This window comes from Streptomyces sp. 35G-GA-8, from assembly GCF_023534745.1.
In the GTDB taxonomy this organism is placed as follows: Bacteria; Actinomycetota; Actinomycetes; order Streptomycetales; family Streptomycetaceae; genus Streptomyces.
In genome coordinates this window covers 292,010-310,327 of sequence record NZ_JAMHJQ010000012.1, presented here as the reverse complement: position 1 = coordinate 310,327, position 18,318 = coordinate 292,010, and the positions used below count along the sequence as shown (strand labels likewise).

At 70.6% G+C, this 18,318-nt stretch carries 7 protein-coding genes and 4 pseudogenes; 5 read left to right on the top strand and 6 right to left on the bottom strand.

All coding sequences use genetic code 11. From position 1 onward, the window contains the following. Positions 1 to 95 precede the first annotated feature (95 nt). Positions 96 to 1,208 (bottom strand): annotated as a pseudogene (locus M1203_RS27635) (IS630 family transposase). Positions 1,209 to 1,301: 93 nt separating this feature from the next. Here M1203_RS27635 and M1203_RS27630 point away from each other — a divergent pair. Both M1203_RS27630 and M1203_RS27625 read left to right on the top strand, forming a co-directional pair. Beyond that, positions 1,302 to 2,232 (top strand): annotated as a pseudogene (locus M1203_RS27630) (IS5 family transposase). 48 nt (positions 2,233 to 2,280) lie between these two features. Further along, positions 2,281 to 2,744, top strand: a pseudogene (locus M1203_RS27625) (transposase). 43 nt (positions 2,745 to 2,787) lie between these two features. On the opposite strand, the pseudogene M1203_RS27620 reads toward M1203_RS27625, so the two are convergent. The 4 genes and pseudogenes from M1203_RS27620 to M1203_RS27605 all read right to left on the bottom strand — a co-directional run bounded on the left by M1203_RS27620 (position 2,788) and on the right by M1203_RS27605 (position 6,752). After that, positions 2,788 to 3,552: pseudogene (locus M1203_RS27620) on the bottom strand (MerR family transcriptional regulator). A 155-nt stretch (positions 3,553 to 3,707) separates the two neighbouring features. Continuing rightward, positions 3,708 to 5,552 (bottom strand): caspase domain-containing protein, encoded by a 1,845-nt coding sequence (locus tag M1203_RS27615; RefSeq protein WP_249952510.1) that lies wholly within the window; start codon positions 5,550 to 5,552, stop codon positions 3,708 to 3,710. After that, positions 5,545 to 5,799 carry a hypothetical protein gene (locus M1203_RS27610; RefSeq protein ID WP_249952509.1) on the bottom strand — a complete coding sequence of 85 codons (255 nt, stop codon included), beginning with the start codon at positions 5,797 to 5,799 and terminating at the stop codon, positions 5,545 to 5,547. Before M1203_RS27610 ends, M1203_RS27615 begins: the two co-directional genes overlap by 8 nt. A 413-nt stretch (positions 5,800 to 6,212) precedes the next feature. Next, a complete protein-coding gene (locus M1203_RS27605; RefSeq protein ID WP_249952508.1) occupies positions 6,213 to 6,752 on the bottom strand; it encodes a putative immunity protein in 540 nt (179 codons plus the stop codon). Positions 6,753 to 6,897: 145 nt separating this feature from the next. Between M1203_RS27605 and M1203_RS27600 the strand changes: the two genes are divergently transcribed. Next, a complete protein-coding gene (locus tag M1203_RS27600; protein ID WP_249952525.1) occupies positions 6,898 to 7,599 on the top strand; it encodes a 2-phosphosulfolactate phosphatase in 702 nt (233 codons plus the stop codon). A gap of 331 nt (positions 7,600 to 7,930) precedes the next feature. Continuing rightward, on the top strand, positions 7,931 to 8,605 hold the full coding sequence (locus tag M1203_RS27595) for a Type 1 glutamine amidotransferase-like domain-containing protein (RefSeq protein WP_249952507.1): 675 nt from the start codon (positions 7,931 to 7,933) through the stop codon (positions 8,603 to 8,605). Between the two features lie 181 nt (positions 8,606 to 8,786). Here the strand turns inward: M1203_RS27595 and M1203_RS27590 are convergent, their stop codons facing one another. Further along, positions 8,787 to 9,509, bottom strand: a complete 723-nt coding sequence (locus M1203_RS27590; protein ID WP_249952506.1) for a VOC family protein — start codon at positions 9,507 to 9,509, stop codon at positions 8,787 to 8,789. A gap of 222 nt (positions 9,510 to 9,731) precedes the next feature. On the opposite strand from M1203_RS27590, the gene M1203_RS27585 reads away from it, so the two are divergent. Next, entirely contained in the window at positions 9,732 to 18,197 is an 8,466-nt protein-coding gene (locus tag M1203_RS27585) for a type I polyketide synthase (RefSeq protein ID WP_249952505.1), read from the top strand. Positions 18,198 to 18,318 lie beyond the last annotated feature (121 nt).

Genomic DNA, 18,318 nt, shown 5'->3' with positions numbered 1-18,318 from the left:
TGGGCCGACCACCAGCTCGACGCCGAGTAACCGCGTCACTCAACACGAGCTGTCGCCTCCAGCTGACAACAGGGCGAACGTTGGTTGATGCGGCACTAGTGTCCTGAGTTGGGAGTTCGGTTCAGATATCCGGCGAGGCGTTCGGGGATCTCGTGAGTGGTCTTCGTCCAGATGAACGGTTTCGGGTCCTGGTTCCAGGTCTTGATCCAGGTGCGGATGTCCTTCTCCAGGGCCTGGACGTTCTTGTGGGCTCCTCGCCGTATTTGTTTGTCGGTGAGCAGACCGAACCAGCGCTCGGCCTGGTTGAGCCAGGAGCTGCTGGTGGGTGTGAAGTGCACGTGGAAGCGCGGGTGCGCGATCAGCCATCGCTGGATGGCCGGGGTCTTGTGCGTCGTAGCGTTGTCGCAGATCAGATGGACGTCCAGGCCGGCGGGCACCTCCTTGTCGATACGGACGAGGAACTTCTTGAACTCCACGGCACGGTGCCGGCGGTGGATCTGGCCGATTACCTCGCCGGTAGCGGTGTTCAGCGCGGCGAACAGCGTGGTGACGCCACCGCGTACGTCGTCGTGAGTACGGCGCTCCGGCATGCCCGGCATCATCGGCAGCACCGGCGCGGACCGGTCCAGAGCCTGGATCTGCGTCTTCTCATCCACACACAGCACCAGCGCGTGCTCGGGCGGGGCGAGATACAGGCCGACCACATCGCGGACCTTCTCGACGAACTGCGGATCCTACGAGAGCTTGAAGGTGTCCACCAGGTGCGGCTTGAGGCCGAAGGTCCGCCAGATACGCGTGGTGGCCGACTGGGAGAGGCCCACTTCCCTGGCCATCGACCGTGTGGACCAGTGCGTGGCGTCCCTCGGCGTGGTCTCCAGTGTCCTGACGACCACTTCTTCCACTTGGGCGTCGGTGATCTTCCGGGGGCCACCCGGGCGTGGCTCGTCGGTCAGGCCCTCAAGCCGATGCCGCACAAAGCGGGCCCGCCACCTGCTCACCGTGTGCTCCTCGACACCGAGCAAAGCGGCAACGTCCCTGTTCGAAAAGCCAGTTGCGCACTCCAGCACGATCCGGCACCGCAAGGCCAGGGCCTGCGAAGAAGTCCGACGCCTGGCCCAGCGGGTCAACGTCTCACGCTCGTCATCGGTCAGCACCAGCTCGGCCTTCGGCCGTCCCGTCCTCGCCACCCGGCCATCATGCCGAACCATCGAGGACTTACGCAGCGAATTCTCGGCTCAGGACACTAGGCGCTGTTTCTCGGATCTGCTGACCTGAGTGGGGTGTTGGGGCAGGCTTGCTTCATGGGCCGTGGTGATCTGACGAATGCGGAGTGGGCTCGGCTGGAGTCGTTCCTGCCTCCTGGTGGGGCGCGTGGAGGTCGGTGAAGTGATCACCGTCGGGTGATCAACGGGGTGTTGTACCGGGTACGGACCGGTGTGCAGTGGCGGGATCTGCCGGAGCGGTTCGGACCGTGGGAGACGGTCTATAAACGGCATCGTCGCTGGTCCGCTGACGGAACGTGGATGATGCTGCTGTCCAGGATCCAGACCGCCGAAGATGCCGCGGGCGGGATCGACTGGGACGTGTCGGTGGACTCGACAACGGTGCGGGCCCACCAGCACGCCGCCGGCGCGAGGAAAGCGCCTCCGGCGGCCGTTCCTCAAAGGGGGGCAGGGCGGGGGACGAACCAGGCCGATCCGGTACTGCGGAAACTCGCCGCCCGGCTGGAGGAGGTGGTCAGATCGGCGAATGCCTGGGACGTTCCCGCGGAGGATTCACCACCAAGGTCCACCTCGCCGCCGAGGGACAATGCCGGCCCCTCGCTTTCCTCCTGACACCCGGACACTACGGTGACGGCCCGCAACTGGAGCGGGTGCTGGAGCAGATCTCGTGCCCCGGGCCGGAACCGGCCGGCCCCGTACCCGGCCCGGCCATGTCCTTGCGGACAAGGCGTACACCTCTCGCGCGAACCGCCGCTACCTGCGACGACGCGGAATCCGGCACACCATCCCCGAACGCCTCGACCAGCACAGACACCGGAAGAACCGAGGTTCCCGAGGCGGTCGGCCCACCGGTTTCGACAGCGAGCACTACAAGAAACGCAACACCTTCGAACGCATCATCAACCGCCTCAAAGGCTTCCGCGCCGTCGCCACCCGCTACGACAAACGCGCCTACATCTACCTCGGCACCATCACACTCGCAGCCCTCACCATCTGGCTCCGCACATGATCCAAGAAACAGCGCCTAGAGCCTGTCCGATGGGGCATGTGACCGGCGATCGACGAGATCGTTCCGGCTGGTGTGGGGCGGGTCAGGCAGTGGAAGCGCTAACGCAAGGTGATCAACGGCATTCCCTTCCGCCACGCACCGGCATCCCTTGGCGCGACCTGCGGACGCGCTTCGGGAAGTGGGAGACCTGCCACGACCGGCATCGGCGCTGGTCGGCGGACGGCACGTGGGAGAACGTCCTGCGCACCGTCCAGACCGACGCCGCCGGTACCTGCGCAGGCGCCAAGATCAAGCAGACCATTCCCGAACCGGGAAACCGGCGGGCCAGCAGGCAGCACCGTGGCATCCGGGCGGTCGGCCCACCGGCTTCGACACGTCGCTCTACAAGCGCAGGAATGAAGTCGAACGAACGATCAACGCTCTCAAGGGCTTCCGTGCCGTAGCCACCCCGATTCGACAAGAGAGCATACACCTTCCACGGCACCGTGACCGTCGCGGTCATTCGCCTCTGACTGCACTCATGACCCGCTGAACAGCCCTTGGGCGGGCGTGCGATCAGCTCAGCCGGGCATCGGCGTACACGGTCATCGCATCGCGCTGGTAGACGGCGAGACCGTCGGCGATCTTGTCGAAGTTGGCCCGCAGTTGCGCGTCGTCGACATAGATCTGGCACACTCCCTAGTACGCAGCCGCGGTTGGGGTCCAGAACCGGCAGATGCCCTGGTAGTTGGCGTCCACCTCGGCCTGTGCCGCCGGGGCGGATACCGGCGTGCCGGCCACCATGAACTCCGCCATACGGATCATCTGCGCCGTCACCTCACGCTGCCAGCGCTCCGGGTCCTCGGAGATCATCGCCTCGACGGCCTGCCGGGACTGTTCCCACGCCCGCGGCCACCGCTCCCGTACCTCGGCCTCGGCCTCGGAGGGGGGCTGGAACCCCTCGAAGAGGTTCTCCGGCTTGTTGATCTTCGTCATATGGCCCTTGTTCTTGCCTTCTTCCAGTTCGGCGATGGTGCGGCCAACCGTACGGGCCAGCCTCTCCAGACGGTCCCGTTCCGCGAGCAGCCGTTGGTGGTGCTCGCGGAGCACGGCCACCTGGTCGAGCTGGCTGTCCAGGACCGCCTGGATATCGCGCAGCCCCAGGTCCAGCTCCCGCATCAGCGGGATCTGCTGCAAGCGCAGCAGATCGGCCTCCTCGTAGTAGCGGTGCCCGTTGCTCCCGATCCCTGCGGGCGGCAGCAGGCCGATCTCGTCGTAATGCCGCAGCGTCCGCGGTGTCACCTTGGATATCCGCGCCACCTCCGCGATCGACCAGGCCATTGCCGGTGCCTCCCTCGCCGGGCCGGTCTCTCGGGCCACACACATGACCGTAGAAGTTGCCGCAACGGAAAGCGCAAGCCCAAAGCCCTGTTGGACAGGCACCAAGACCTGACCCGTCGGACAGATCCTAGCCGCCGTCTGCGACGCCTCCAGGTTCAGCGCGCTCTACCACGCGGCCACAACACACCGGTTTCGGTCCGGATCACCAGCCATTCGCCGGGCTCCGGGGTTCCCACAACCTCGACGTATTCCAAGGCAGGCGCGCGGGGAGGCCCCTCTTCTGGGAATGTCCGCCTTCGGATGTCCTCCGCGTGCATCCATTGAAGTGGCACAGCCACCTTGCGTTTTTGGGCCGTGGTCACATCGCCTACGCTCTTCTCCGCCACGTCGCCGAAGCCCGAGATCGCCATATCCGCTTCCCATAGATTCGCCCATGGTTTCTTGACCTCGGCCATGCTCACATAGTTGCCAGTGGGGACCTGCTCGGTTTCCGACCAGGCGAGCATCACCATCGTCCTGGACGCCTGCGCGGACGACCTCAACAAGCTACGGAGCCGCAGGAACACCCAGGCGTTCCTCAACCGTTGCACGACGCTCAACAGGGCGAGTAGGCACAGCACTATGAAGACCACGCCCAGGACAATGGCGCCTGTGCCCATCACACCGCCCAGCTCATCGAAGCCGCCATCCGGCTTCAGATTGAAGAAAATCGCCGTCGCCGCGAACAGGACGGCGGAAAATACCCCCGACCACACAGCTCCCCAAAGCCCGTTCGCCAAGTGCTGATAGCCATGGTCGCGCTCGTAGAACTCGGCAGATCTCGCGGCGGGAAGCGGCGTCAGCGGTGAACCTGGCCACCGCCCTTCAGCCCTGGCTTGTGTGAAGGAGCGCACCTGAGAGGCCGTCCAGTCGACCACCCCGGCACCGTTAGGCAGGACGAATGACACGGACCCACCGATGCACCTGGCATCAAGAAATGCCGCATGTCTGCCTGTCACTTCCGTACGCAGATCCCCGATGTGGACCCGTCCCCGCTTGAACAACTGGGCAGTGAGAGGCTTGCCTTTCGCAGCCGCGGCCAGCTGATTGCAATGGGTGCTAAGTACCATACGGCTTTGCGGCAAGTTGACGTGCAACACCCCGGTGAAGTCGGTGTCGGTGGCGAGCAGTGCCCGATTGCCCTCGGTGTCCGTGAAGGTGGGGCGCAACTCCAGTGGACGGACGGGGATCTCAGATGGCTCGGCCGCCGAGCCTGCCCGTTCCGCCTTGCTCCGCGGTGGCCGGCGGGCGAGCGGAATGGCACCGACGGCCGCTTCCGCCTTGATGTGCGGGGTCTGGCCGGAGCCGCGGAGCTGGTCATGCACGTACCGGTACAGATCGACCATCGATACGTAGCCGTCGTGGCCATCGGCGCCGAATTCAAGGCCGTCCACCAAGTGGCGGGTGAATGGACTCGCCTCACCCTTGGTGCAAGCGTCGGCCGCGGTACCGATGCGGCTGGAACTCGTCATGACGAATCGGCCGTGGCCAGCCAGTTGAGCCGCCGGGTCCGTTCCTTTGGTAGCCGCGATTCCACTGAAGCAACAGTCCAGGATGACGACAATCGACCGGGACGCGCAATCGTCGATCAGTTCGTTGATGAAGCTGAGTGAGACAGAGTGGGTGCGCAATTGTTCAACTGTCGTGTCCTGTCCGCACAGGTGGAGTCTGTTCCGCGAGTCGAGCAATCCGTGGCCGCTGTAATATATGAGCAACTGCTCGTGGCGCAGGGCGTCATCGAAGAATGTCGCCAGCCGTTCCTTGATGCGGAGCGTGGACTGCTCCCGAAGCGCCTCGACGTTTCCAGGCAAGTGCAGACCGTAGCCGGGATCCGTCAGTGCGCCCCGCAGCAAGCGCAGATCCTCGGGCGGGCCCACGAGCGACTGCAGATGAACCGGGTCATCGGGATACTCGGAGTTGCCGATCAGGAGCGCACGGTAAACGCGCTCGTCCTCAGGCACCGTGTGTACCGTTCTGGTCGCCGGTCTCGGCCCGCCCTGGACCGTTGTCGTCGGCCGTCGCCGCATCGTCGGCCGCCGCCCTCAATCCATGCTCCAGCGCGCTGCGGAGCGTGTTGGTGTCGAGAGCATCACCGGACGCGGTGAACTCGCCGCTTCGGCCGTCCACGGTCCAGGTGAGGCGCACGCTCCGCCCCCGGTCACGCTTGAGCCACATCGTGAGCACAGCCGCGACGCTTGGTATGGCCACAGGCGCGAGCGTGACAATCGCCTCGGAGACCGCCCCCTTGACTCCTGGAGTCGGTGCGGCATCCCGAGGCGGCCGCTGCCTCAGAGAGCCCGTTGCGTCTTCGATCTCCCTGTGGAGCAGCTCAAGTTGTGATGCCCATCGGTCGTCGTCCGTTTCGAAGCGCAGGCTGTGGGCCTCAAATCGTACCTCCAGCACGTAACCACCCCTCCGTACGCACCAACGCCCCTCAGTTTTTCTTTCTACTACAAAAAGGCTGCTCTGTAAGCAACTTGACGTGACTTAAGGTGGGTTCACATTCTCTGCCAGCGGGCGCCACCAGGGCAATCGCCCGACGCATCCGAATGCTCGCCGTACCCGGCGGGTACATCCGCAGCAGCGTGATTCCGTGGGCCGACAGATGGTCTCGCGGTCTCTCAGCCGGAGGCGCGTAGGGAAGCGTCCAGGGTGCTCATGAGTTGCGCGACGCGATTCTTGGCGGTCGGCGCGAGCGGGTAACGCGAAAGAACAGCGATCAATACCGGCGTGGCACGCTGCCGAGCTTGCTCGATCCGCGTGTTTCCGACCGTAGGGTCATCCCCTGCGCTCAGTTCGGCGATGCGCGCGGCACTCGCGGCAGCGCGCAGGATGTGTCCTACCTGGGTGGCTCGCGCTATCGGATGCAGGTACGCGGCGGATGCGGCGTCGCCGGCGGACCGGGCGGCAAGACGTGCCGCTTCGGTGCCCGCTTCGTTCGCGGCTCGGTGTGCTTCCAGTGAGGTGACGCGCTGCAGCTTGGTCCTTTTCGCGCCGTTGATGAACTCCCATGCGGCGTCAAGGGCTGCGCGGGGGCGAGGATCACCGGGAACGGCCTCCTCGAACAGGGGGAGGACTTCCTGGGCGCTCTCGGCCACGTAGCGCGCCACAACTCGCAGCTCGTCCATGGTCAACTCGAAATCACCGGAGACAGTGGTCATGGACTCGATCCTCCCACTCGACGGTGGCCCAGGCCCGGAGAGTGCTTTCCCGCAGCGGTCACGCGTATCCAGGACGTACGACCTGTCCACGTGATGCGTGTCACCGTCTGAGTGCTTGAGGTCGGGCATGCGCGATCATGACCGGATGGACGCTCGTTTCCTTGGTATCGGTGAGCTGGTCGAAACCCCATCCGTGGCGGTCGTAGTCGACGTCATGCGTGCTTTCACGGTGGCTGCCTGGGCCTTTGCCCAGGGGGCGGAAAAGATCGTTCTTGCTGAGTCGCCGCACGAAGCCCTGGCGCTCAAAGTTCGCCACCCGGAATGGGTGGCGCTCAAAGACGGCCCGCCCGCGCCCGGGTTCGACACCGTCAACTCGCCGGGACTGCTGCGATCCATTGACCTTGGCGGACGGACCGTTGTGCAGACAACCACGGCAGGGACGGTCGGCGCTCTCGCGGTCAGGGAAGCGTCGCTGGTGCTGTGCGCGAGCTTCGTGGTGGCGGAGGCAACGGCTCGGCTCTTGCGGACGCGCGAGTGTGACAGTGTCACGTTCGTGGTCACTGGCGAGGACGGGCAGGCCGATGAAGATCTGGCGTGCGCTCAATACATCGCTCGGAGGGCCACCGAGGCTGGGACGGACGCAACTGAGTTCCTCCGCCGCGCCGGTGAGTCGCGCGCCGCCGCCGAGCTGACGCAGGGTGTGCGTCAGGGAGCCCATCCTGATGACGTCGCACTCTGCCTTGAGCTCGACCGGTTCCCCTTTGGCATGGTGGCGACCTTGGCAGACTCGCTCATGGTCCTCCGTCCGTGCGCCGTGCCTTCGCTGACCGACGTGGCCTCGATCTGATCGCTGGTGAGGGCCCACTCTCGCAATGCGAGAGTGGTTCGGGGTGGCGGCGACGCGGGCGGGCGGTGCATCCGGGCGGCCGCAGCCGAGGGGGTTTCTTGACTGTCTTCAGCCGCAGTGCGAAGTCGCGGAGAGATTGTGACCGATCACCCCTCCATCCGTGTTGGGGAGGAGCAGCCGGTGCTGGAAGTCCTCGCTACTGGGAACCGAGTGCTGCTCCGCATCGCTGAGCTGCGCGACACCACGGTGTACCAGGACAGCCCAGGGCTCTGGGACGCAGTGATGGTAATGTCACTCAATTACTTTCACTATGCAGTCACTGCGGGGTGTGATGAAGCTCCTCCTTACCGACTCCGGTGTCAGGAACGCAAGCATGCTGGCGGCGCTGGTCGATCTCCTGGGCAAGCCGATCACCGAGGCCGGCGCCCTCTGCATCCCCACCGCAGGGTACGGGGGTCCGTACGGGGGTCCGGGCGGGCCATGGCGTTTCATCAGCGGACGGTCCCCTCATCCCATGATCGAGTTGGGGTGGAAGTCGGTGGGCGTGCTGGAGCTCACCGCACTGCCCAGCGTCGACAAGGAACGCTGGGTCTCCTGGGTCCGAGAGGCAGACGCGCTGCTGGTGAACGGTGGCGACGCGCTGTACCTGTGCCACTGGATGCGGGAGTCCGGACTGGCCGACCTCTTCCCGTCGCTGCACGACACGGTCTATGTAGGGCTCAGTGCCGGGAGCATGGTTCTGACTCCCCGTATCGGGGAGAACTTCGTCGGTTGGAAGCCGCCCACTGGTGACGACAGCGCCCTGGGAGTCGTCGATTTCTCCATCTTCCCGCATCTCGACAGCACGGACTGCCCGGAGAACACGATGGCCGAGGCGGAACGGTGGGCCGCCGAGATAGAAGGTCCGGCGTATGCCATCGACGCTCAGACCGCCATCAAGGTGAGCGACGGTTGCGTCGAGGTCGTCTCCGAGGGGCACTGGAAGCTGCTCAACCCGGCAGCCTGAACGTCGAGAGTGTGAATGTCGGCGACCTTCCCGTCTTCGAACTCACCTCGCCGGAGGCCGCGGCGTGAGTGCGGGATCGAAGCGATCCTCGCAGGCGCCAAGGCGCAATGCCCGGGGGAGCCGGCGCTGCCCGAATGTGCGGGCGAGCCACTGAGGCACTGCCCGCACGGCGGCAGCCCCGTTACCGGGGCTCTTGTACGGTGAATTCGTTGCCGTCGGGGTCGAGCATCCTCACCTGGCCGCCGTGGCCCTCGCCGGTGTCGGTGTGCGTCGCGCCGAGTGAGATCAGGCGGGCGATCTCCGCCTCCCGGTCCGCGTCGGCGGGGAGCGCCAGTTCGAGGTACAGCCTGTTCGTGCCGGTCTTCGGTGCCACGGGAGGACCACCCCACGTGATCTTCGTACCGCCGTTCGGCGATTGGATCGCGGTTTCCTGGTCCTGGTCCCAGACCAGCGGCCACCGCAGCGCCTCGCTCCAGAAGTATCCGACCTGCTGCGTACCGTCGCAGGCCAGCGCTCCGATGAAGCCGGTGTCGGCGAGGAACTTGTTGTCCGCCTCGATGACGCAGAACTCATTGCCGTCCGGATCGGCGAGCACCACATGCCCCTCTTCCGGGAGTTGGCCCACGTCGATGTGTTTCCCGCCGAGCCGTAGCGCCCTGGCGACCGTCTGTCGCTGATCCTCCGGGGAAGAGCTCGTCAGGTCGAAGTGCGCACGGTTCTGGCCGGCCTTCGGCTCTTGGCTCGGCAGGAAACGGATGCGGAACCCGGCGGAGTCAGGGGGCAGGATCGAGGCGTCGTCGTCCGGCCCTTCGGCCGATTCCCAGCCCAGGACCCCGGACCAGAACCGCGCCAGGGCCGACGGCCGGGGCGTATTGAAGCAGATCGCGAATAGTTGACTGGTCATACCCGTGCATCTCCGATCCACTGACGGTCAAAGCGCAGCCTAGGAGCGGTCGTGCGGCACCCGCATCCGAGTTTCTGTAGCGACGCGTCCCCCGCCGACCCGGCAGACGAATTCGCTCCACGAGCCCCGCCCGGAGCGCCTTGTATGCCCGAACCACCGCTGACCCTATAGTCGTTGGGGGTCGGGGGACCAAGAGGACCAAGTGGTACAAGAGGGGTGCGCATGGCGGAGGTTCGCGCGGAACTGGTCCGCCCGTTGGCCGAGGCGCTGAAGGCGAACCCCGCACGTACGGGGGAGAGGACTGCCTTCCGCGACGGGCAACGGGAGGTGACCTGGGCGCAGTTGGAGCTCCGGACGGCCCGCCTCTCGGGGCATCTGGCTCGGTTGGGCGTACGCCGCGGGGATCGGGTGCTGCTCTGCTCGGCCGGCCGGGTCGAGATGGTGGAGAGCTGTCTGGCGGTACTGCGGGCCGGCGCCGTCGGAGTGCCACTGGACCCGGGAGCGACCGACGACGAACTGGCCCATGTCCTCGGCGACAGCGGCGCGGTGGTGGCCGTGGCCGAGGCGCCGCTCCTCGAACGGCTGGCGCGGGTGGCGGCCGGGCAGTCTCCGCTGCGGGCCAGCGTGGTCGTAGGCCCGGTGGTCCCGGCGACCGCGCCGCCCATCGGCGCGGTGCCGTACGAGGAAATCGCCGGGACCGACGCGCCGGAGCCGCCGCGTGACGACCTCGGCCTGGACGAGCCGGCGTGGATTCTCTACACCTCCGGCACCACCGGCACCCGTAAGGGCGCGGTGACGAGCCAGCGGGCGGTGCTGTGGTCGACCGCTGCCGGTTACGCGCCGCTCCTCGGCATGTCCGAGCGGGACCGGCTGCTGTGGCCGCTGCCGCTGCATCACGCCTACGCGCATTCGCTGTGCGTCGTCGCGGTGGTCGCCACCGGCGCGAGCGCCTACCTCCTCGACCGGGGAGTGGACATCGTGGAGGCTCTGCGACGGCAGCCGTCCGACGAGCCCTTCACGATGCTGGCCGGGGTCCCGGCCACCTACCACCTGCTGGAGAGCGCACTGCGGCGGTCCGGGCCGGTTCCCGGCGGACTGCGGGTGTGCGTCACCGCCGGAGCACCCTGCCCCGCGGAACTGCGCGCCTCGGTGGAGGAGTTGCTCGGCGCACCGCTTCTGGACGGCTACGGCGCCACCGAGACCAGCGGCAAGATCGCGCTCGCCCGGCCCGGCACGCCGGGCCCGGACCGTGTGCCGCGACCGCTGGCCGGCGTCGGTATCCGGATCGCCCACCCGGTCTCCATGGACACCGTCGCGGACGGCGACGAGGGCGAGATCTGGGTGCGAGGCCCCGGACTGATGACCGGTTACCACAACCGCCCCGACAGCACGGCGCAAGTCCTGCGGGACGGCTGGTACCGCACCGGCGACCTCGGCCACCGCACACCGGGCGGCGGGCTGCGGGTGACCGGCCGCCTGGGCGACCTGATCATCCGTGGCGGCCAGAACATCAACCCGGTGGAAGTGGAGCAGGTGCTGCTGTCCTGCCCCGGAGTCACGGACGCGGCTGTCGTCGGCCGCACCCATGACGTGTTGGGAGAGGTCCCGGTGGCGTTTGTCGTCCGCGGCCCGCAGGGCGCCGACCTCGCCGGACTGCGGGCCGTGTGCCGCGAGCGGCTGTCCGCGTTCAAGATGCCGGACGAGATCCGGACGAGCGCTTCCCTGCCCCGCACTTCCTCCGGCAAGATCCGACGGACCGTCCTCGCCGCCCGGCTGGCCGAGGCCCTCGCGGACGACGGCGCGAACACCCGCGCCGGGCTGCGCGCCGGGCTGCTCGCACTGCCCGCCCCGGAGCGGCGCCGTACCGTGCTGCGCCTTGTCCTCGACGCCACGGCCGAGGCGGACGGGGTGGTCGCGGCGGACGGGGTGGTCGCGGCGAACGGGGTGGTCGCGGCGAACGGGGTGGTCGCGGCGAACGGGACGGACAGGGTGGTCGCGGCGGATGGGACCGACGGGACGGACGAGGCGCGGGGGACCGACCCCGACCCCGACCCCGACCCCGCCTCCGAACTCGACCCCGAACAGACCTTCGCCGACCTGGGTCTCGGCTCCCTCCAGGGCGTGCTTCTGCGCGATCGGCTCGGGACGGCCACCGGCCTCGACCTGCCCCCGACCCTGGTCTTCGACCGTCCGACACCGGACGCGGTGGCCGGCTACCTGCACGACGCACTGCTCGGCCCCCCGCCCCCGGCGGCCCGCCCGGCCGCCCCCGCCCCCGGCACCCGCGGTGACACCCGGCCCTCGGATGAGCCACCCCCCGACGAGCCACCCCCGGACGAGCGGGCGCCCGACGAGCCGGTGGCCGTCGTCGCGATGGCCTGCCGCTTCCCGGGACCCGTGGACGACGTCCGCACGCCGGAGGAGCTGTGGCGGCTGCTCGCCGACGGAGCGGACGCCACCTCCGCGTTCCCCGCCGACCGGGGCTGGGACCTGACCGCCCTCTACGACCCCGACCCCGACCGGCCGGGCACCTCGATCACCCGACGCGGCGGGTTCCTGCGCCGGGCCGCCGACTTCGACGCGGCCTTCTTCGGCATGTCCCCCCGGGAGGCGCTGGCCACCGACCCCCAGCAGCGGCTGCTGCTGGAGACCGCCTGGGAGGTCGTGGAACGGGCGGGCCTCGCCCCCACTGCCCTGCGCGGCAGCGACACCGGTGTCTTCGTCGGGGTGATGCACGGCGACTACGGCGGCCGTCTGCTGCACCGAGGAGGCCACGCGTACGAGGCACACCTCGCCCTCGGATCCGCCGGCAGCGTGGCGTCCGGGCGCATCGCCTACACCCTTGGCCTGGAGGGGCCCGCGGTGACCGTGGACACCGCCTGCTCCTCGTCGCTGGTGGCCATGGACTGGGCGGCGCGGGCCCTGCGCGCGGGACAGTGCTCCCTCGCCGTGGCCGGCGGCGCCACCGTCATGGCCGGCCCGGTGCCGTTCGCCGCGTTCAGCAGGCTGCGCGCACTCTCCCCGGACGGCCGCTGCAAGCCGTTCTCCGCCGCGGCCGACGGAACCGCCTGGGGCGAGGGCGTCGGACTGGTCCTGCTGGAACGGCTCGCCGACGCACGGCGCAACAACCATCCGGTGCTCGCCGTGCTCCGCGGCTCCGCCGTCAACGCGGACGGCGCGTCCAACGGCCTGACCGCGCCCAGCGGACCCGCCCAGGAGCGGCTGATCGGCGACGCCCTTGCCGCCGCCGGGCTCACCCCGGCCGAGATCGACGCCGTGGAGGCGCACGGCACCGGCACCCCGCTCGGCGATCCCATCGAGGCCCGTGCGCTCCTCGCCGCCTACGGGCAGGACCGTCCGGCCGACCGGCCCCTGTGGCTCGGATCCCTCAAGTCCAACCTCGGACACACCCAGGCGGCGGCCGGTGTCGCCGGTGTCATCAAGACCGTACTGGCGATGCGGCACGGCGTGCTGCCGCGCACGCTGCACCTCGACGAGCCGTCCCCCGGCGTCGACTGGTCCTCGGGCGCCGTACGGCCACTGACCCGGGAGCAGCCGTGGCGGCCCGCCCCCGGGCAGCCGCGCCGTGCCGCCGTGTCGGCCTTCGGTATCGGCGGCACCAACGCCCATGTGATCCTGGAGGAGGCCGTCGTTGAGCGGGACGCGGGGGAGTACGGCGGCACCCGGGCCGCTCCGCACCCGCCGCTCCTGCTGTCCGGCGCCGACGCGGGCGCTCTGCGGGCCCAGGCACGACGTATGGCCGCGTTCCTCCGGGAGCGGCCGGAACAGCCCCTCGGGGACGTGGCGTTCTCGGCCGCCACCGCACGCGCCGCGCTCCGCTACCGGGCGGCGTTACCCGCGGACGATCGCGCCGGCCTGCTGAACGGACTGGACCGGCTCGCCGCAGGGACGACGGCGCCCCTACCGGTCCGCACGGGCCCCCGGCTGGCCCTGCTCTTCACCGGCCAGGGCGCCGCACGGCCGGGCCTCGGCCGGCAACTGCACACCGCCTACCCGGTCTTCGCCGAGGCGTTCGACGCGCTGTGCGCCCGGTTCGACGCCGTCGGCGTGGGGGACCGGCCGCTGCGCGAGAGCCTGTGGCCCGAGCCGGGCAAGGGCGCCGACGCCCTCGACCGGACCGATGTCGTCCAGGCCGGCCTGTTCGCGTTCGAGGTCGCCCTGTTCCGGCTGCTCGCCTCCTGGGGGGTACGACCCGATGTCCTGGCCGGGCACTCCGTCGGGGAGCTGGCCGCGGCCCACGCCGCCGGGATCCTCACCGAGGACGACGCCGTCCATCTGGTCGCGGCCCGGGGACGGTTGATGCGGCGCCTTCCGGCCGGCGGCGCCATGGTCGTCCTGGATGCCACGGAGGAGGAGGCGACGGCGGAGCTCGCGAGAACCCCGGCCGCGGCCGGGCCGGTGGCCGTCGCGGCGGTCAACGGCCCCCGGTCGGTCGTCGTCTCCGGGGCCGAGCGGGCGGTGACGGCGGTGGCGGCACGCTTCGAGGACCGTGGGCGTCGCACCGAACGCCTGCGGACCAGTCACGCCTTCCACTCGCCGCTGGTCGAACCGGCGCTGGCGGAGTTCTCCCAAGTGGTGTCGTGTGCCGCCTTCCACGAGCCCCGTATCCCGGTCGTGTCGACCCTCACGGGGCGCCCGGCCACCGGGAACGATCTGCGCTCAGCGGACTACTGGGTCCGCCATGCCCGTGAGACGGTGCGCTTCGCCGACACCGTGCGCCATCTCGCGGACGAAGCGGGGGTGACCGCCTTCGCCGAGGCCGGCCCCGGCGCCCATCTCACCTCGGCCGCGCTGAGCACCGTCGGGGAGCCGGGGGACCGTGTGTTCACCGCGACGACCAGGCCCGGCCACCCGGAGCCCGGCACGCTCCTGGCGGCACTCGCCCGGCTGCACGCGCACGGCCTCCCGGTCGACTGGGAGGCGGTCCGGCAGGGGCACCCCGGCCCGCCCGCCCGGCAGGTCGACCTGCCCACCTACCCCTTCCAGCGCGAGCGCCACTGGCTGGCCGAGCCCTCCGCCACCGTGGCGGGCCCCGCGGACAGGACACCGCACGCCACCGGCCACCCGGTGCTGACCGTGACGACGAGCCTCCCGGACACGGACCGTCTGCTGAGCACCGGCCATCTGTCGGAGGCCGCGCAGCCCTGGCTGCGCGACCACGTCGTGCACGGCCGGGTGCTGGTGCCCGCCACCGCTCTCGCCGACCTGGCGTTCCACGCGGGCGCGGCGTGCGGCCTGACGGAACTGGAGGAGCTGACGCTGCTTCTTCCGCTGCATCTGTCCGGCTCCGGCGGGCGCGTGGAGGTGCAGGTGGCGCTCGGCGCGCCGGATCCGTCCGGCCGCAGGACCGTCGACCTGTACGCGCGCCCCGGGGACGGCGGCCCTCTCGGGGCGTGGACCCACCATGCCACCGGCCGTCTGGGTCTCGGACAGGACTTGGGACAGCCGGCCGGCGGTCCCGGCCCGGCGGACGGCGACGGGGAGTCCTGGCCGCCTCCGGACGCGGTGCCCGTCGACCTGACCGGAGCGTACGGGCGCCTGGCGGAGGCGGGTCACGCCTACGGCCCGGCGTTCCGCTGCGTGCGGGCGATGTGGCGGCAGGGCGACGACCTGCTGGCCGACGTACGGCTTCCCGACGAGGCCGTGGCCGAGGCACGGCGTTACGGCGTTCATCCCGCGCTGTTCGACGCCGCCCTGCACGCGTCGCTGCTGGCCCCCGCGGATCCGGGACAGCCCGGCGGGACCGGCCGGCTGCCGTTCGCCTGGCGGGGCGTCACGCGCTACACCGCGGGCGCGACCGCCCTGCGGGTTCGGCTCCGTCGCACGGGGGACACCGTCGCGGCGGACCTCACCGACCCGGCAGGGCGGCCGGTGCTGCGGGTGGCTGCACTGACCACCCGCGCGGTACCCGGCGCCGACGGCGGCGGGTACCGGCGGCCCGAGCCGCTGTACCGGCCGCACTGGACGTCCGCCGCCCCGGCCCGTTCGGCCCCGCCGCCCGTCTGGGAGGTGGGCACGCCGGACGACCTCGGCCTGGCCGCGATACTGTCCGGCGCCGGACGGCCCGCGCCGGCCGCGGACACGGCCCCGAGCGGCGGCGCGTCCGTCCCCGGGCCACGACACGGAGTATCGGGACCAGGCGTGTTCCCCGCTTTCGGGGTATCCGGCGACGGGTCCGCCGTGGCGGCCGCCCCCGACACCGCCCACGTCGTCTCCCTGGCTCCGACCGGCGCGTCCGCGGGCCCGGTGGCCGACACACACGAGCTGGTCACGCGGGCCCTGGAGCTGCTGCGCGGTCGGCTGCCGGTGCTGGCACCGGGAACGCGCCTGGTCCTGGTGACGCGGGGGGCCACCGGCGCGGATCCCGACCTGGCCGCCGCCGCGGTCTGGGGGCTGGCGCGCAGCGCCCAGTCCGAGTACCCCGGCCGCCTCACTCTCGTCGACGTCGACGGCCACCCGGAGTCGGCGCAGCGGCTGCCGGCCGCCCTGGCGACGGGCGAACCCCAGCTCGCCGTGCGCGCGGGCAGCGTGCACGTACCCCGGCTGACCCGGTCGCCGGCCGCCCAGCCCGCCCGGCCGGCCGGGTTCGAGACGGACGGCACGGTGCTGATCACCGGTGGGACAGGTGCGCTCGGTGCTCTGCTCGCCGGTCATCTGGTGGAACGTCACGGGGTACGCCGGCTCCTGCTCGCCGGCCGCGGCGGCCCGGACGCGCCCGCCGCGCGGCGGCTGCGGGAGCGGATCGAACGGGCCGGCGGCCGGATCGACGTGGTCGCCTGTGACGCCGCCGACCGCTCCGCGCTGGCCGGGGTGGTCGCCGCGTGCTCCGCCGACCTGACCGCCGTGGTGCACGCGGCGGGCGTCCTCGACGACGGTGTGCTGGAGGGCCAGACACCCGGGCGTATCGCGGCGGTCCTGCGGCCGAAGGCGGACGCGGCCTGGCACCTGCACGAGCTGACGGAGCATCTGCCCCTGTCGCGGTTCGTGCTCTTCTCCTCGGCGGCGGGCCTGCTCGGAAACCCCGGCCAGACCGGCTACGCCGCCGCGAACGCCTTCCTCGACGCCCTCGCGCTTTACCGCACGGCCCGGGGGCTGCCCGCGCTCTCGCTGGCGTGGGGGCCGTGGGCGGGAGGCGAGGGCATGGCCGCCCGCACGGGCCGGACGGGTGACGGCGTGGTCCGAGCGGTCACCCCGACCGAGGGTCTGGCGCTGTTCGACGCCGCCCTGGCGACGGGCGAGCCCGTCCTCGCGCCGCTGCCGCTGGACCCGGCGGCCTCCCGGGCCCGACGGCCCCTCCCGCCGCCCCTGCGGGACCTGTCGGCTCTGTCCGGCCCACCGCCGACCGCGGCCGGAGAACCGGGTGGCGGCGGGGGACCCGGTGGCGGCGGGGGACCGAGTGGCGGCGGGGGACCGGGTGACGGAGGGGGCGCCTCCGGTACCGGCCGGGTGCCGGACGAGACGCCGGGCGCGTGGCGCGAACGGCTGGCGCGGCTACCGGTCGCCGACCACGGCACCGCTCTGCTCGCACTGGTCCGCGAGACGGTCGCCGACGTGCTCGGGCACACCGGCGCGGACGCCGTCACGGCCGACCGCGCTCTCAGCGAACTCGGCCTCGACTCCCTGGCCGCCGTTCAGCTGCGCAACAGGCTGAGCCTGCTCACCGGTCTGGAGCTGCCTCCCACCCTCACCTTCGACCTGCCCACCTGCGAGCAGCTGACGGAGCATCTGCTCGCCGGGCTGTCCGAGGCGCCGCCCCACCAGGCGGCGGCTGCCGCCGGGCCGGCGCGTCCCGTGAGGGCCCGGTCGCCCCAGACGCTCGCCTCCCTCTACCGCCGGGTGTGCGCGACGGGTGACGTCGTCTCGGCGATGCATCTGCTCGTGACGGCCTCACTGGCGATTCCCGGCTTCGGCCCGGAGGATTCCGCCGCGCACGCCCTGGACCCGCTCCACCTGGCCAAGGGTGCGGCCGGCCGGTCGCCGCTGGTGTGCTTCCCCGGCTTCTCCCCGGCCCTCGGTCGGCCCTGGTACGCCACGCTGGCCCGCCAATTCGAGCGGGACCGGGACGTGTGGGAGATGCGGCACCCGGGGGTCACCTCGGGCGACGCGCCGCCGCGCGACTGGCGGACACTGGTGGACCTGCACACGGCCACCCTGCGCGAACGGCTGGGCGGACGCCGCCCCGTCCTGCTGGGCTGGTCGATGGGCGGGTACCCGGCCCACGCGGTCGCCGCGCGGCTCGCGGCCACCGGCACTCCGCCCGCGGGCCTGATCCTCCTCGACACCTACCACGTGACCCCCGAACGGGAAGCCGAACCGTGGCTGCTCGCCATGCCCGCCCGCACGGCTCTGGCCATGGGAGCGGAGTACGACACGACGATGGACGACATGGCCCTCGCCGCGTTCGGCGCCTACACCAGGATGCTCCGAGGGTGGCGCCCCGAACCCTCGGACGTCCCCGTACTGCTGGTCCGCGCGACCGACCGGCCGCCGGAGTCGGATCCCCCGGAGGACACCTCCGCCGGGCACGCGGGGCAGGGCTCCTGGCCCGGCCCGTGCGACACCATGGAGGTCCCGGGCGATCACTGGACGATCGTGGAGGAACATGCCGTCACCACGGCCCGGGCAGTCCGCACCTGGGCCGACGGGCCGGCCGCAGGCACCGACTGAGCCACGGTCAGCGGGCGCGGACAGGCCGGACCCGCCCACCGGACCCGTGGACGTTCGACGGTCTCGGCTGTGGTCGGCCCTGACACCCGGGCCGAGCAGTGGGTGGAGAAGCAGCTCACCG

Bases quoted from the DNA above. Each gene is read 5' to 3' on its own strand.
- M1203_RS27595 (WP_249952507.1), top strand. From the start codon at position 7,931: ATGAAGCTCCTCCTTACCGACTCCGGTGTCAGGAACGCAAGCATGCTG.
- M1203_RS27605 (WP_249952508.1), bottom strand. From the start codon at position 6,752: ATGACCACTGTCTCCGGTGATTTCGAGTTGACCATGGACGAGCTGCGA.
- M1203_RS27590 (WP_249952506.1), bottom strand. From the start codon at position 9,509: ATGACCAGTCAACTATTCGCGATCTGCTTCAATACGCCCCGGCCGTCG.
- M1203_RS27600 (WP_249952525.1), top strand. From the start codon at position 6,898: ATGGACGCTCGTTTCCTTGGTATCGGTGAGCTGGTCGAAACCCCATCC.
- M1203_RS27585 (WP_249952505.1), top strand. From the start codon at position 9,732: ATGGCGGAGGTTCGCGCGGAACTGGTCCGCCCGTTGGCCGAGGCGCTG.